A 15,628-nucleotide genomic window follows, 5' to 3' on the forward strand; every position below is an offset into this window, starting at 1 on the left:
GTGGAGGCTCGCATCGGGGCCCTGCGACGCACGGGGGGAACCCAGCCCGCGGATGTCTTCCACCGCCGGCTTGGCCACCTGATGATCGATGCCTGCGGCATCAGCCGCCGTCCCGATCGCCTCACGGAGGCGCTCGCCGAGCTGGAGGCCCTGCGCCAGGAGTTCCTCGGCGATCTGCGCCTGCCCGACCAGGACGGTGTGCTCGACGGCGAGCTGGAGAAGGCCCTGCGGCTGGAGGACTTCTTCGGGCTGGCGGACCTGATGCTGCGGGATGCCCTGGCGCGGGAGGAATCCTGCGGCGCCCACTTCCGCGAGGACCATCAGACCCCGGACGGGGAAGCCCTGCGGGACGATGAGCGCTTCGCCCACATCGCGGCCTGGGAGCACCGGCCCGGAGGCAGCCCCGTGCGCCACAGCGAGCCGCTTACCTACCGATCCGTTGTGCCGGGACCGCGAAGCTACGGCTGAGAGGCTCGGGCCGGCCGAAGAGGAACCCCTGTCCCTGGTCGCAGCCCATGGCGAGCAGGCCTTCGTGCTGCTCGGCGGTCTCGATGCCTTCGGCGATCAGGCCCAGACCCAGGTCGTGGGAGAGGCGGATCATGGCGTCGAGCACCACGGCCTTGCGGTGGTCGTTGAGAAAGTCGGCGATGAAACTGCGGTCGACCTTGATCGAGTCGATCGGCAGTCGCGCCAGCCAGGACATGCTGGAGTATCCCGTACCGAAGTCGTCGAGATGCACCTTGACGCCGGCCTCCCGTAACCGGCTCAGCTCGGAGGTGGCGAGTTCAGGGTGTTCGATCAGGATGCTTTCGGTCACCTCGATCACGGTCCAGCTGGGATCCACCCCGACCCGTTCCGCCTGGGTGAGGAAGTAGTCGCTGAGGCCGCTTTCCTTGAGCTGCAGGGGACTCACATTGATCGCCATGGTGACCTCTGATCCCTTGGCGCGGAGCTCGGCGAGGCGCCGGAGGGCTTCGCTGATCACCCAGCGGCCGATCGGCAGGATCAGGGCCGTGCGCTCGGCGAGGGGGATGAATTCCGAGGGGGTGGCGATCGGAGCCGTGATCGCCCCAAGGCGCAGCAGCGCCTCCATCCCCACCACCGTCCGATCCTCAAGCCCGACGATCGGCTGATAGGCGAGAAACATGGCCTCGTGCTGGATCGCCCCCTCCAGCTGATGGCGCAGATGGATGTTCTTCCTGACCTTCTTGTCGATGGAGGGATGGTAAAAAGAGATGTGCTGGTCGTTGGTCTTGGCCTCGTACATGGCCAGATCTGCCCGCCGGATCAACTCGTCGACGGAGATGTCCGGATCATCGGAGATGGTGATACCAATGCTCATCGACGGGCGGATTGTGTGGTCTTCCACCGACCACGCCTGACCGACGGTGTCATTGAGACGCATCGCCAGCTGCAGGGCATCAGCCTCATTGAAGATGCCCATCGTGAGCACCACGAATTCATCGCCACCGAGGCGAGAAAGAATGTCACCGAAGCGCAGGGAGCGCTGCAGCCGGCGACCGATCTCGATCAGCAGGTCATCGCCGATCTGATGGCCGTGCAGATCGTTGATCTCCTTGAAACTGTTGAGATCGCAGAACAGGATGCTGATCCGGCCCCCGTTCTGCCGCTGGGTCTTGAGGGCGGCGCGAATGCTGACGTGCAGCCCGCGACGGTTGGGGAGACCGGTGACGGGACACTCCATGACCTTGGTGGCCAGGGCGAGGCGTTCCAGTTCCAGGGCCCGGTTGAGGTTCTCGGTCTGCTGGCGTCGCCGCTCGATCCGCTCGGCCTCGACCCGCAGCTGCTCGTAGGAGAGCAGGGCGCTGACATCCCGGAAGCAGAAGATCAGCGGCCGCAGCCGCTCGCTGCGGATGGGCTTCCACTCGATCTCGATGGCCCGCAGCTCGCTGCGGTTCAGCACCCGGGTGAAGTGCCCCCCCAGGTCGCCGCCGGCTTGCACCAGTTCGGGGTTGAGCAGGGGGGCGCTGTCGCAGTCGCGGGGCAGCTGGTCGTAGATCGATTCCCCCAGGACTGCCGGGGGGGTGCGGTCCACCAGCCGGGCGTAGCTGGCGTTGCACCACAGCACCCGCCCCTCGCAGCTGGTGATCACCAGGGCATCGCTGATCGTGCCGAGGGCCGCCTCGAGACGCCCCATCGACCGGCGAAGTTCCACGACAAGTTTTCGGTGGTCGTTCACAGGGCGGTCACGGGGCATTCACGGGTCGGTCACGGGGCAGCAGGGACCCGATCGGGCATGGGGCGCCGGAACCCCATTTCTGAAAATTGCCTGAGTCTTGCATCTTTCGCCTCGCCGCTGGGGCCTTTGCCGCGGGGATGAAGCGGAATGACAACATTCCTGCCGCCGGAGCGGCAGAATCGGGGCCGTCCCCGGCGTGGCCCGGGGCCCGCCAACGGCCCCGGGCCACGGCCGTTTCCATGAAAACCGTTTCCCTCACCCTGAGGATCTGGCGCCAGGCCGGTCCCCACCAGCACGGCGGCTTCGAGGCTCACAGGCTGGAGGGGGTGTCCACCGACCTGTCCCTGCTGGAAGCCCTCGACCTGCTCAACGAACGGCTGATCGCCACCGGGGGCCGGCCGGTGGGCTTCGAGCACGACTGCCGCGAGGGCATCTGCGGATCCTGTGGGTTTCTTGTCAACGGCCAGGCCCAGGGGCCCCAGCGGGCCACCAGCGTCTGCCAGCTCTACCTGCGCCAGTTCCGCGACGGCGCCACGCTGACGCTGGAGCCCTTCCGTGCCCGGGCCTTTCCCGTGCTGCAGGACCTGGCCGTGGACCGTTCCGCCTTCGACCGGATCATCGCCAGCGGCGGCTACTGCTCGATCAACACCGGCAGTGCGCCGGAGGCCAACGCCCTGCTGATCGGCCGGGAGCAGGCGGCCCAGGCCTTCGACACCGCCGCCTGCATCGGCTGCGGCGCCTGTGTGGCCAGCTGCCGCAACGCCTCCGCCAGCCTGTTCGTGGCCGCCAAGCTGGCGCACCTGGGCCAGCTGCCCCAGGGCCAGCCGGAGCGCCGTGACCGTGCCCGCGCCATGCAGGACCGGATGGTCAGCGAGGGCTTCGGCAGCTGCAGCAGCCACCTGGAATGCGAGGCCGCCTGCCCCAAGCAGATCTCCGCCGACTGGATCAGCTGGATGCACCGCGAGTCCTGGCGGCGCCCCTGAGCCCTCAGATCTCAGATCACGGCCGCGCCGCAGTGCCGGGCGATCACGCCCTCCTCATCGGCCGGAATCTGCAGCAGCTCGAACGGCTCCAGCCAGCCGAGCGCCTCCTCCAGTTCCCGCTTCAGGGCCCCATCGTGCTCGCCGATGCCGCCGGTGAGGGCGATCACATCGACCCCGCCAAGGCTGGCGGCCATGGCCCCGATGCCCTGGAGCAGCTGGTGGCGGAACACATCGATTGCCAGCTGGGCACCGGCGTGGCCTTCGGCGGCGGCCTGGCGCAGATCCTTCATGCTGGCGCTGAGTCCCGAGAGGCCCAGCAGGCCGCTGTCCTGCTGCAGCGCGTGGTCGAGTTCCTCGGCCGTGACCCCTCGGCGCAGCTGGTGCAGCAGCAGGCCGGGGTCGATGGAACCGCTGCGGGTGGCCATCACCAGTCCTTCCAGGGGGGTGTAGCCCATGGTGGTGGCGATGCTGCGGCCCCCCCGGATGGCGCAGAGGGAACAGCCGGCCCCGAGGTGGCAACTGATCAGCCGCAGGTCTTCACCCCGGCGGGCGACGGTTTCGGCCACGTGCTGGTGGTTGAGGCCGTGGAAGCCGAAGCGTCGCAGGCCTTCGGCGCGCCAGCGGGCCGGAATCGCGTAGGTGCGGGCGGCTTCCGGCAGGGTGCCGTGGAAGGCGGTGTCGAAGCAGGCCCACTGGGTGATTTCCGGTTGCCAGCGGCTGAGCCAGCGCATCACCCGCAGGGCCGGACCGTTGTGCAACGGAGCCAGGGGCACCAGCTCCTCCAGGGCCGCGAGCACCGCGGCATCGAGCCGGACGGGGGCTGTGAACCGCTCCCCGCCATGGACGACCCGGTGGCCGGCGACGGCCAGACCCGCTACCCGGCCGGCCAGGACGCCGGGCAGCCAGGCGTCCAGCACCGCCTCCAGGCGTTCCTCAGGGGCCGTCCCCTCCGCGGCGCCGACGCTCCAGCTGCGCTGCTCCCTCCAGAGGCAGTCCCCGGCGCGGTTGTGCACGGAGACCTTGAGGCTGGAGCTGCCGGCGTTCAGCACCAGCACCTCGCCAGCCACCGTCGCCGTGGCCGGCGAGATCATGCGTGCTCGGCCGCCGGGGGCGTCCAGCGCCAGTCGGTCACCTCAGGGGCATCGGTGCCGTGGGTGTGGGCATAGGCCCGGTGGGAGAGGATCGCGTCTTGCATCCGCTCCTTGACGTGGGCGGCGCGGGAACGCAGGAAGGGCACCCGGTTGACGACGTCGATGACCAGATTGAAGCGATCGATCTGGTTGTTCATCGCCAGCTCGAGGGGCGTGTTGATGTTGCCCTTCTCCTTGTAGCCGCGCACATGGATGTTGGCGTGGTTGGTGCGGCGGTAGGTGAGGCGGTGGATCAGCCAGGGATAGCCGTGGAAGTTGAAGATCACCGGTCGGTCGGTGGTGAAAAGGGTGTCGAAATCCCTGTCGCTGAGGCCGTGGGGATGCTCGTTCGGTTCGGTGAGGGCGAACAGCTTGACCACGTTGATCACACGGATGCGCAGATTAGGGATCTCGCGGTGCAGAATCTCCACCGCCGCCAGCGTCTCCTTGGTGGGGATGTCGCCGGCGCAGGCCATCACCACATCCGGGTTGTCCGGTTGGTTGCCGCAGTCGTCATTGCTGGCCCAGCCCACGATGCCGATCCCCTTGGCCACGTGGCGCCTGGCCTGCTCCAGGTTGAAGTACTGGAGGTGCTTCTGTTTGTCGGAAACGATGATGTTGCAGACGTTCGTCTCCACCAGGGCCTCCTCCGCCACCGCCAGGAGGCAGTTGGCGTCAGCCGGGAGGTACACCCGCACCACGTCGCCGCTCTTGTTGCCGGCCAGATCGATGAAGCCGGGATCCTGGTGGGTGAAGCCGTTGTGGTCCTGGCGCCACACGGTTGAGGAGATCAGGCAGTTCCAGGGCCCGATCGGGGCCCGCCAGGTGGCATGCAGCAGGCAGGATTCCAGCCATTTGGCGTGCTGGTTGAACATCGAGGCGATCACGTGGGCGAAGGCCTCGTAGGTGTGGAAGAAGCCGTAGCGGCCGGTGAGCAGGTAGCCCTCCATCATTCCCACCAGGGTGTGCTCGCTGAGCATCTCCACCACCCGCCCGTTGCGGGCCAGTTCGCTGCCGTTGAGGTCCTCCGGCAGGAACTCCTCCATCCACACCTTCTTGCTCACCTCGTAGATGGCCTGCAGCCGGTTGGAGGCGGTTTCGTCGGGGCCGAACACCCGCATCGACACGGGATTCGCCTGGATGATGTCGCGCAGCAGCTCGCCGAGCGGGTAGGTGTTCTCCACCTCCGTGGTGCCGGGGGCCGCCACCTCCACCGCATAGTTCTCCAGGGGGGGGAACTGCAGCTTGCGGCGCAGCAGGCCGCCGTTGGCATGGGGGTTGGAGCCCATCCGCCGGTGTCCCTGCGGGGAGAGCGCCTGCAGTTCCGGCCGCAGGGTGCCGTGCTCGTCGAACAGCTCCCAGGGCCGGTAGCTCCGCAGCCACTCCTCCAGCAGGAGCAGTTCCTCGGGGTCGGTGTTCGGCGCGGCCAGGGGCACCTGGTGGGAGCGCCAGAACCCCTCCAGCTTCTTGCCGTGCAGAGAGGCCGGCCCGGTCCAGCCCTTGGGCGAGCGCAGCACGATCATCGGCCAGGCGGGGCGGACCGCTTCACCGCTGGCGCGGGCCTCGGCGCGGATCTGCAGGATGCGGCCGATCGCCTGGTCCATGGCGGCGGCCATGGCCCGGTGCATGGCCATCGGTTCGTGGCCTTCGACGAAGAGCGGCTCCCAGCCGTAGCCGCGCATCAGGCTGGCCAGTTCCTCACGCGGGATGCGGGCCAGCAGGGTGGGGTTGGCGATCTTGTAGCCGTTCAGGTGCAGAACCGGCAACACCGCCCCGTCGCCGATCGGGTTGAGGAACTTGTTGATGTGCCAGGAGGTGGCCAGGGGGCCCGTTTCGGCCTCGCCGTCACCGACGCAGGCCAGGGCGATCAGGTCGGGGTTGTCGAACACCGCCCCACAGGCGTGCGAGAGCACATAGCCGAGCTCCCCGCCCTCGTGGATCGAGCCGGGGGTTTCCGGGGTGCAGTGGCTGCCGATGTGGCCGGGGAAGGAGAACTGCTTGAAGAAGCGGCGCATCCCCTCGCTGTCCTGGCTCTTGTCGGGGTAGACCTCGCTGTAGCTGCCGTCGAGGTAAGTGGGGCCGAGCACGCCGGGGGCGCCGTGACCCGGCCCCGACAGGTAGATCATGTCGAGGTCGTGGCGGCGGATCACCCGGTTGGCATGGGCCCAGAGGAAGGCCTGGCCGGGGGAGGAGCCCCAGTGCCCCAGCAGCCGTGCCTTGACGTGCTCATGGCGCAGCGGTTGGGCCAATAACGGGTTGTCCCGCAGATAGATCATCCCGACGGCCAGATAGTTGGCGGCGCGCCACCAGGCATCGATCAGGGACAGCTCCTGCTCCAGTTCCGGCGTCATGGCCTGGGCCTCGAAGGGGGCCATCGTCGAGATGGTCATGGCCGTCACATGCAGGGGGCATTGACCTCAACTTTCGCCTGCCTGCGTGAAAAAGCTGATAAATCAACCGCTCTCCTTTGGGGGGGTCAGCAATCCGACATGGACCGCCCTCAGGGGCCCGGAGCCAGGGGAGCGTTCCAGCACTGCACCGCCGGCAGGCCGCGGTAGTTGGACAGAATCGTGAGGGTGGCGGTGTCGAGCAGGAAATGGGCGCCGTGGCTGGGCGTCAGCCCGATCCAGCGCGCCACGAACACCCGCAGCAGATGCCCGTGGGCGAACAGGGCCACCCGGCCGCCACCCTGCTGCAGGCGCCGGATCACCCGATCGACCCGTTCCCCCACCTGGGCGGGACTCTCCCCGTCGGGACAGCCATCACGGAACACCATCCAGCCTGGCCGATCCCGCTGGATCTCCTTGCTCGTCAGACCCTCGTAGGCCCCGTAGTCCCACTCGACAAGGTCGGGCTCAAGGCGGGCCTCCCCAGCCAGGCCCGCCAGTTCGCAGGTGCGCCGCGCCCGCTGCAGCGGACTGGACAGCACCAGGGAGAACGGGCTCGCCGCCAGGAGCGGGGCCAGCCCGCGGGCGGCCGCCTCCCCCCGCTCGGTGAGGGGGATGTCGGTGCTGCCGGTGTGCTGGCCTGAGAGGCTCCATGCCGTTTCTCCGTGGCGAATCAGGACCACCTCGGCGCCGGGGGCTGGGTCGTGTTGGTGTGTTGTCACTGTCTTGCCTTCCATGGGGCGAAGTGTGCTCGCTTGGTCGTTCCATGGCACGGCATGACAGCTGGGGTAGGGATTGATGGCGTCCCAACCGGGGGATCGTCGGGATGCCCCTTTTGCCGGAAGGTCATTCTTGCTCCTGGGGATGTGAGAACGAGGATGCTCGCCGTTCCATGTGGTCCTCCCTACGACCGATCTCCGGGGAAGGATCCGACCCCAGAAGGTCACTGCATTGGACGCGGTCAGGTCGGTGAAGGTGGTGGCCAGCCGCCGAGGCTGGTCCAGGGGCGTTGCTCAGAAGACCGCCTGAGCTTGTTGTCCATCCGCGGTCCTGTCCCCATCTCCCGTACGCGGCCCGGCAAGGGGCTCTTTCCCCCACGAGGTGAGCGCGTCAGGGCTTGCCCAGCGTGTCCCAGAGGGCGGCCTGATGGGCCACAACGGGGGCTGGTCTGGCAGGAGCCTGCATGGCGGTGCCGGCAGCAGGTTGGGCCCCACGGATCAACTGAATGGCAAGGGAGGCCACCACAAAGGCACCAAGAAATCCGGCGGCAACCCCAAGGGGGGTGGCCCCGGCGCGGTTGGAGGTCCTGATCTGGGTCATCGGGGAGCCTGGCAGCACCCCATCAGTATGGGGAAAGCGCCTCGCCGTGGCTGACGGGTTGAAGCCAGCTCAAAGGGGTGGAGACGGTGGACCGCAGTCGTTGCTCAGAGGCCAGCCAGCCATGACCGATACCCAGGAGCAGGCCCAGTGAAATCGCGAGATGCACTGGAACAACTCAGTCATTCATTCATCCTCCAGGGATGCAGGGGAAAGTATCCGCAGCGGACGACACCGATTGCAACTCTCGTGGGCCCCGTCCGGACCTCACGACTTTCTGTAGTTCTTGATACTTCTCAACAGGCCGCACGGCTCGGGCCTCCCTGATCGTCTCGACTGGACCGATGGCCTGATGACCTTGTGGCATCCCCCGCATGGCTGGCGGGATCGCTTCCCAGAGGCTGTTCCCGGGGTCGGTGCACGGCGGCGGCAGGAGCCACGCAGACCGCGGTGGCCTTGAGTTCCGGCTGGCCGGAGATGGGGCAGGCCTGCTCGTGCATCAGGGCATTGGCTTCACAGGCCAGCTCCTGGCTGAAGCCCCAGTGCATGGGCAGAAACACCGAGCCGGGGCGGATCCGATCCGTCACCTGGACCTTGGCGGTGATCCGGCTGCGACGGGAGGTGATGGACGCCAGGTCACCATCGTCGATGCCGAAGCGCTGCGCATCCTGTGGATGAATCTCCAGCAGTGGTTCCGGATGCATGGCCTGCAGCCGCTCCGCCTTGGCGGTGCGGGTCATGGTGTGCCACTGGCCCAGGTAGCGCCCCACGGTGAGCACCAGCGGATAGGCCTCACAGGCCGGTTCCGCCAGGCCCAGCGGTTGCTCCGCCACGAAGCGGGCCCTCCCCGAAGGAGTCGGAAAGCAGAGGTCGCCGTAGAGCCTCCGGGAAGCGGAGCTGGGCTGGCTACCGGAAGGGAAGGGCCACTGCTGTGGCCCCTCCCGCTGCAGCAGCGCATGGCTCAGGCCGGAGACATCGCACACCCGACCGGCGGTGAGGGCGGCGAACTCGGCATAGACCTCCGCGGATGAGCCGTAGCGGAACTGCTCCGTGAATCCGAGTCGACGACCCAGTTCAGCGAACACCTCCCAGTCGGGCCGGCTCTGGCCATGGCGCGGACGGAAGGCCGGGCAGTAGGTGACCCGCCGCTCGGAGTTGGTCATGGCGCCGGCCTTTTCGCTCCACTGGGAGGCCGGCAGCAGCAGATGGGCGTAGTGGGCCGTCTCCGTGGCGGCATAGGCCTCACTCAGCACCACCAGGGGGCAGCGGGCCATGGCCGCCTTCACGCGCTCCAGATTCGGCAGGCTGACCAGCGGATTGGTGGCCGCCACCCACCAGAGATCGAGGGCGCCGGCCTCGATGGCTTCCACCTGCTGCCAGGCGGTGAGGCCGGGCTCGGGAGCGATCGACCCCGGCGCGAAGCCCCATGCCTGCTCCACCACCGCCCGGTGCTCGCCATTGGCCACCAGCCTGTAGCCCGGCAGCAGGTGGGCCAGCCCCCCGGCTTCGCGGCCGCCCATGGCATTGGGTTGACCGGTGAGGGAGAAGGGCCCGGCCCCGGGACGGCCGATCTCGCCGGTGAGCAGGTGGAGGTTGATCAGCCCCCCCACCACGGCGGTGCCCTCGCGGCGCTGGTTCACCCCCATCGACCAGAGGCTGAGGATGCCTTTCTGCGATGCCCAGAGCCTTGCCACGGCCCGCAGCTTTTCCTCGGGGATGCCGCAGAGGCCTGACACCCGATCGGGTGTCCAGTCCGCCACCAGCTGGCCATAGGCGGCAAAGTCGTCCGTGGCTTCTTCGATGAAGTCGCTGTCGAAGCCCCCCTGCCGCAGCACCAGGTGGGCGATGCCATGCAGCAGGGCCAGATCGGTCCCGGGGGCGATGGCGAGGTGGAGATCGGCGGCTTTGCTCGTGTCGGTGGCCCGCGGATCCACCACGACGATCGTGACGCTGCGGGGCTGGCGTTTCTTGCGCTTCAGCAGCCTCTGGAAGAGCACCGGATGGCAGTCGGCGGTGTTGGTGCCGATCAGGAACGCGACGCTGCAGTGGTCGAGGTCCTCGTAGCAACAGGGTGGCCCATCAGAGCCGAGGCTGCGGGTGTAGCCGGCCACGGCCGAGCTCATGCACAGGCGTGAGTTGGCATCGAAGTTGTTGGTTCCCAGGGCCCCCTTGAACAGTTTCTGGGCGAGGTAGTAGTCCTCGGTGTGGAATTGTCCGGAGCCGTACATGGCGATGGCCCCGGCCCCCCTGGTGTCCAGGATGGTGCGAAGCCGATCCACCAGGAGATCGAAGGCCGCCTCCCAGGGGATCGGCTGGAAGTCCTCCTCCAGGCTGGAGCGATACAGGGGCTGGCTGAGGCGGCCCCGGGAGAGGGTTTCCCCCACCGTGGCCCCCTTGATGCACACCTGCCCCAGGCTGGAGGGATGGCTGCGGCTGCCGCGGGCCGTCCACATCGGCGTTCCCTCGGCATCACGGCGCACGCTCTGTCCCGCCACGGCGGGTGGAAGCATCTCGAGGCCGCAGCCCACGCCGCAGTAGGGGCACTGGGAGAGGGTTCTGGCGTCAGTTGGCTCAGCCATCGCGGCAGGTGACCGTCAACAGGGACTTGCGTGTGGATTGGGTGGGCATGGCGTTCCGGAACGGCCTGAACGGTGTTCGCAGCTGGGTGGAGATCGGACGAAGCAACCGACCTCCACAGCTGGAAGAGGCCGCTGAACGAGGCCTCTGGACGAACGACCGGATCGAACCGGACTCAGACCTGGGCCAGGGCCGCCTCGCCTTCGTGTTCCTCGGCGAAGGATCCCTTGGGCTCCCTGAGGAAGAAGTAACAGAGGAAACCCACGATCAGGCCCGCAATCCCCAGCACCTGGAAGAAGGCGCTGTTGGAGGCCGCCACGATCGCCGGGGAGGGATCCTTGGAGCCGTCCCCCATCCACAGCGGCAGGAGGCTGTAGATGGTGAGGTAGGCCACAGCGCCCACATTCCCGTAGGCCCCCACCATGCCGGCGATCTGACCGGTGACCCGGCGCTTGACAAGGGGCACCATGGCAAAGGTGGCCCCTTCTCCGGCCTGAACGAAAAAGGAGCAGGCCATGGTGAGCACCACGGCGACCGCAATCCCGGCACTTCCTGTGAAGGTACCGGGTTTGATCAGACTCATCACCAGATAGCCGATGCCCAGGCCCATGGTGAGGAAGCCCATGGTGTTCTTGCGGCTGCCGAGCCGATCGGACAACAGGCCGCCGCCGGGGCGGGCCACCAGGTTCACGAAGGCGAAGGCTGAGGCCAGGATGCCGGCGGTGGCCTTGGGTAGCGCGAAGGTGGTTTCGAAGAAGGTGGGGAGCATCGACACCACGGCGAGCTCGGAGCCGAAATTGACGATGTAGGTGAGCTCAAGCACGGCCACCTGCTTGAAGTCGTAGCGATCCTCCTTGGGATAGCTCTTGGCGCCGGAGATCAGATCACGGTTGGTGCGGATGATTCCCCAGGTCTGGAAGATGAACCAGGCCAGCACCAGCAAAAGGGCGATGGTGTAACCACCGGCATCAAGGAATTTGACCTTCTGAAGGCGCCAGGCCAGCACGACCAGAATCACCGCGAAGGGAACGTTCATCCCCAGCAGACCCCAGAAATCCTTCATGGAGGTGACTTCCAGGCCGGCGGTCTTTGCGGGCTTTTGATAAGTCTTGCCAGGGGGAGTGTCGGAGACGCTGAAGAAGTAGATGACTCCGTAGACGGCTGCGATGATGCCGGTGAGCGCGATGGCTCCGCGCCAGTTGAGCACCACCCCGCCGATGTCGGCGCCGCCGGAGAAGGAGAGCCATCCGGCCACGATCACCAGTGTGAGGGCCGAGAAGGCCGAACCGAAGTTGCCCCAGCCGCCGTAGATCCCTTCCGCCAGGCCGATTTCCTTGGGGGGGAACCACTCCGCCACCATGCGGATGCCGATCACGAAGCCGGCGCCAACGATGGAGAGCAGCAGGCGGGCGATCACGAGATGATTGAAGTCCTGCGCGGCCGCAAACATCAGGCAGGGAATGGCGGCGTAAACGAGCAGGGTGGAATAGGTGATCCGGGGCCCGAATTTATCGAGCAGCATCCCGATCAGAATCCTTGCCGGAACCGTCAGGGCCACGTTGCAGATGGCCAGGGTGCGGATCTGGGGAACGGAGAGGCCGAAATCGGCCTGGACCGTCGTGGCCAGCGGGGCCAGATTGAACCAGACCACAAAAGTGAGGAAGAACGCGAACCAGGTGAGGTGAAGGGTTCGGTATCTTCCCTGGAAGGACCAGAGTTCGCCAAGCATGAGTCAGGGTATGGGTGATAACCCTGGCTTCTGGAAAGAATGCGCCCAGGTCGTAGAGCGGCGCAAATGCTGACCACTCCAAGATCACACCATTCGCGCAGGGGCTTGGGCTGTGGCGATAGCTACCGATTGGCGGTCATGTCGGGGCGGGGCGGCTGTTTTCTTCTCCACGTTCTGTCATGTCCCGCCGCAGCCGCTCGCCGCTGCGGGCCATCAGCAGGCCCGTCGCCCGCTCCAGGGCGTCCTCGAGACGCTCGAAGCGCCCGGCGAACCACAGGTAGGCCGCCACGTTCCAGCGCAACGCCGGTGCCAGGGGACCTTCCCCGCAAAGCGCCGCCAATGCCTGCGTCCGCCAGGCCTCCAGGTTCTCCCAGGCCACCTCGGCGGTGGCGATGCCATGGTCGCGGGGGTGGAGCAGGATCCGCTCGGTGGCCCCCTGGCGCACCCGGGCGGTGATGCCGGCGCGGGAGGTGGGCAGGTCGGTGGAGCCCTCCAGCCCCTTCACCGTCAGCAGGTCGGTCTCGCCGCAGTCCCGTAGGGCCTGCCAGGCGCGGGTCTCGGTGGGGGGATGGACGAAGCCGCTCACCAGCAGGTGCTCCCCCCGGTGCGGCGTCCACAGCAGCTCCAGACTCGCCACCGGCGGACGTTTGCCGATGGCATCCCGTACCGGAACCAGCTTTTCGGCCAGTGGGAAATGGTCGGGCTGGTGGGTGAGGGCCAGCCCATGGCGGTCGAGGCGCTCTTGAACTTTGCTGAGCGGCAGGCCGGTCGAGGGGATGCCGATCGACTCGAACAGCTCGGCCAGGGTGACGCCGAATTTCACCGGCATCGGGTCGCCGCCGTGCAGCACCACTGGAAGATCGTCGCTGGCCAGCACCAGGGCCACCAGGGGCAGCAGGGGGGCGGTACGGCTGCGGCCGTCGTAGGGGACCCCGAAGCAGAGCGGTCGTCGGCCGGGTGTTTCCAGCACCGGGCCCCAGCGGCGGTAGCTGTCGAGCATCCCGGAGAGCTCGATGGGGTGGGGGCGGCGGATGCGGTGAGCGATCAGGAAGGCCCCCATCTGGGCGTCATCGGCCTGGCCTTGGAGCATCAGGTCCATCGCCACACCGGCCTCCTGCCGATCCAGGCCGGTGCTGGTGTGTTCGCCGCTGCCCACCTTGCCGATCAACTCGCGGAAGTGGGCCCGCTCGGGGCCGAGGGCCCGCAGGCGGACCAGGCGCCGATCCTGCGCCCTGTCCTCTCCGCGCACCGTCCCCTGCAAAGCGGCGTCAGGGTCCGGGCGGACCGGCTCTGGTAACAGTGACGACATGGGAGGGCAGTTCCATCGCGGAGACTAAGACCTTCCTGATCCGTGGGGTCTGCGCAGCTTTCCCAGGCGCTCCCCGACAAACGATCCTCCCCGACGACGCAGCTCTCATTGGCGTCCTGGGCTCATGTCTCGCCGAACCGGCTCGAGACGACCTCGCCCACGAGGCTTTGCTTCCGTCCACCTGCCTGGCAGGGATCCTCCGCATGGCCAGCCATGCGGACCGCCGCTCTCGCATGAACAGCACCGACAACAGCATTCACAACAGCACCGACGTCTCCCCCCCACCGCCGACCGGCCTCAGCAAGGTCGAGCAGGCCAAGGCCGATCTCTGCGGTCTGGATCTGGCCCCGCGGCTGGCGGAGCTGGCCGCGGAGGGGTGGGACTCCCTCGATGAGGCCACCCTCACGATCCGACTCAAGTGGCTGGGCATCTTCTTCCGCCCGGTCACCCCCGGCCGTTTCATGCTGCGGCTGCGGCTGCCGAACGGGGTGATCCGCTCCGAGCAGCTCGAGGTGCTGGCCGAGGCCATCGACCGCTGCGGCGAGCACGGCAGCGCCGACATCACCACCCGCCAGAACCTGCAGCTGCGCGGCTTGCTGCTGGAAGACATGCCGCCCCTGATGGAGGCGATGCAGCGGGTCGGGCTCACCAGCCGCCAGTCGGGCCACGACAACCCCCGCAACATCACCGGCAACCCCCTGGCCGGCATCGATCCGGAGGAGCTGATCGACACCCGGCCGCTGGTGGCGGCGATCCAGTCGCGCCTGCTGGCCGACGCCGGGCTCCGCAACCTGCCCCGCAAGTTCAACGTGGCGGTGGGCGGTGCCCCCGACAGCTTCCTGCTGCACAACGACCTGGCCTTCCTGCCGGCGCCCCATCCCCAGGATCCCGCGGCACCGCTTGGCTTCACGGTGATGGTGGGGGGCTTCTTCTCGGCCCAGCGCAACGAACTGGCTATCCCCCTCGGCCTGTGGCTGCGCCCGGACCAGTTGCCCGACTTCACCCTCGCCCTGCTGCACCATTACGTCGCCCATGGCAACCGGGTCCAGCGCAACCGGAGCCGGCTGATGTACCTGGTGGATGAGCTGGGCCTGGAGGCTTACCGCTCCGCCGTGGCGAAGGCCTACGGGGCCCTGGCCGGGGTGCCGGCCTCGGCGCCGCTCCCCCACGACGGCGCTCACCTGGTGGTGCGGGCTCCCCGGGATGGCCTGGGGCTGCAGGCCCAGAAGCAGGCGGGGCTCCACTGGGCCGGGCTGCACGTGCCGATGGGGCGCCTGGACGCGGCGTCGATGCTGGAACTGGCCCGTCTGGCCCGCGACCACGGCAGTGGCGAACTGCGCCTCACCGAGGCCCAGAACGTCCTGATCATCGACGTGCCGGCCGATCGGCTCGATCCCCTGCGAGCCGAGCCCCTGCTGGGGCGATTCCGTCTGGAGCCCGGGGCCCTGCAGGCCGAAGCGGTGAGCTGCACGGGCAACCGCTACTGCAGTTTCGCCCTGATCCCCACCAAGAGCACGGCCCAGGCCGTGATCGACGAACTGGAACGGCGCCTGGAGCTTCCCCATGCCGTCCGTACCCACTGGACCGGCTGCCCCAATGCCTGCGGCCAGCCCTACATGGGCCAGATCGGACTGATGGGGGCCAAGGCCCGCCAGGACGGCCAGATGGTGGAGGCGGCCAAGATCTTCCTGGGGGGCGCCATGGATGGGGACCCGAAGCTGGCCGAACTCCACGACAAGGGCGTGCCCCTCAGCGAACTCAGTGACGTGCTCGAGACCCTGCTGGTGGAGCGCTTCGGCGCCCAGCGGCGCGTGGCGTCATGACCGCCGCCGTCGCCACCTGGGACCCGCTCCAGTTGCCCGCCAGCGGCAGCCCCGACCGCTGGCCCTGGCTGCAGGGCCTGCGGCGGGCGGCCAGTGTCGATCCGGAGCCCTGGTTGCAGGCGGTGGAGGCCGGCCGGCTGGAGCCCGCCCCCGATCTGCTCGCCGCCCTGGCG

10 protein-coding genes and 1 pseudogene are annotated in these 15,628 nt (G+C 67.9%); 3 read left to right on the forward strand and 8 right to left on the reverse strand.

The genetic code is table 11. The features are described from left to right. Positions 1 to 468 (forward strand): annotated as a pseudogene (locus VB737_RS10490) (fumarate reductase/succinate dehydrogenase flavoprotein subunit); the annotation flags it as partial. Here the strand turns inward: VB737_RS10490 and VB737_RS10495 are convergent. Next, entirely contained in the window at positions 425 to 2,158 is a 1,734-nt protein-coding gene (locus VB737_RS10495; protein WP_500312797.1) for a putative bifunctional diguanylate cyclase/phosphodiesterase, read from the reverse strand. The pseudogene VB737_RS10490 and the gene VB737_RS10495 sit on opposite strands and share 44 nt — an antisense overlap. 281 nt (positions 2,159 to 2,439) lie before the next feature. On the opposite strand from VB737_RS10495, the gene VB737_RS10500 reads away from it, so the two are divergent. Then, on the forward strand, positions 2,440 to 3,183 hold the full coding sequence (locus tag VB737_RS10500; RefSeq protein ID WP_500312799.1) for a succinate dehydrogenase/fumarate reductase iron-sulfur subunit: 744 nt from the start codon (positions 2,440 to 2,442) through the stop codon (positions 3,181 to 3,183). A gap of 11 nt (positions 3,184 to 3,194) precedes the next feature. Here the strand turns inward: VB737_RS10500 and VB737_RS10505 are convergent, their stop codons facing one another. From VB737_RS10505 to VB737_RS10535, 7 genes are all read right to left on the reverse strand, one after another. Continuing rightward, positions 3,195 to 4,274 (reverse strand): acetate/propionate family kinase, encoded by a 1,080-nt coding sequence (locus VB737_RS10505; RefSeq protein WP_500312801.1) that lies wholly within the window; start codon positions 4,272 to 4,274, stop codon positions 3,195 to 3,197. Next, entirely contained in the window at positions 4,271 to 6,703 is a 2,433-nt protein-coding gene (locus VB737_RS10510) for a phosphoketolase family protein (protein ID WP_500312803.1), read from the reverse strand. Before VB737_RS10510 ends, VB737_RS10505 begins: the two co-directional genes overlap by 4 nt. A gap of 110 nt (positions 6,704 to 6,813) precedes the next feature. Further along, a complete protein-coding gene (locus tag VB737_RS10515; protein WP_323243568.1) occupies positions 6,814 to 7,422 on the reverse strand; it encodes a histidine phosphatase family protein in 609 nt (202 codons plus the stop codon). A gap of 388 nt (positions 7,423 to 7,810) precedes the next feature. Further along, entirely contained in the window at positions 7,811 to 8,020 is a 210-nt protein-coding gene (locus tag VB737_RS10520) for a hypothetical protein (protein ID WP_323243569.1), read from the reverse strand. Positions 8,021 to 8,313: 293 nt separating this feature from the next. Beyond that, positions 8,314 to 10,596 (reverse strand): molybdopterin oxidoreductase family protein, encoded by a 2,283-nt coding sequence (locus VB737_RS10525; RefSeq protein WP_500312806.1) that lies wholly within the window; start codon positions 10,594 to 10,596, stop codon positions 8,314 to 8,316. 173 nt (positions 10,597 to 10,769) lie between these two features. Then, complete coding sequence (locus tag VB737_RS10530; RefSeq protein ID WP_323243571.1) at positions 10,770 to 12,323, reverse strand: MFS transporter; 1,554 nt, start codon at positions 12,321 to 12,323, stop codon at positions 10,770 to 10,772. Positions 12,324 to 12,459: 136 nt separating this feature from the next. Continuing rightward, positions 12,460 to 13,632 (reverse strand): anthranilate phosphoribosyltransferase, encoded by a 1,173-nt coding sequence (locus tag VB737_RS10535; protein WP_500312808.1) that lies wholly within the window; start codon positions 13,630 to 13,632, stop codon positions 12,460 to 12,462. Positions 13,633 to 13,865: 233 nt separating this feature from the next. Here VB737_RS10535 and VB737_RS10540 point away from each other — a divergent pair, with 233 nt between their 5' ends. Then, complete coding sequence (locus VB737_RS10540; protein ID WP_500312810.1) at positions 13,866 to 15,455, forward strand: ferredoxin--nitrite reductase; 1,590 nt, start codon at positions 13,866 to 13,868, stop codon at positions 15,453 to 15,455. Positions 15,456 to 15,628: the final 173 nt, after the last annotated feature.

Origin of the sequence: Synechococcus sp. BA-120 BA3, assembly GCF_034931285.1 — a bacterium.
Classification (GTDB): Bacteria; Cyanobacteriota; Cyanobacteriia; order PCC-6307; family Cyanobiaceae; genus Cyanobium.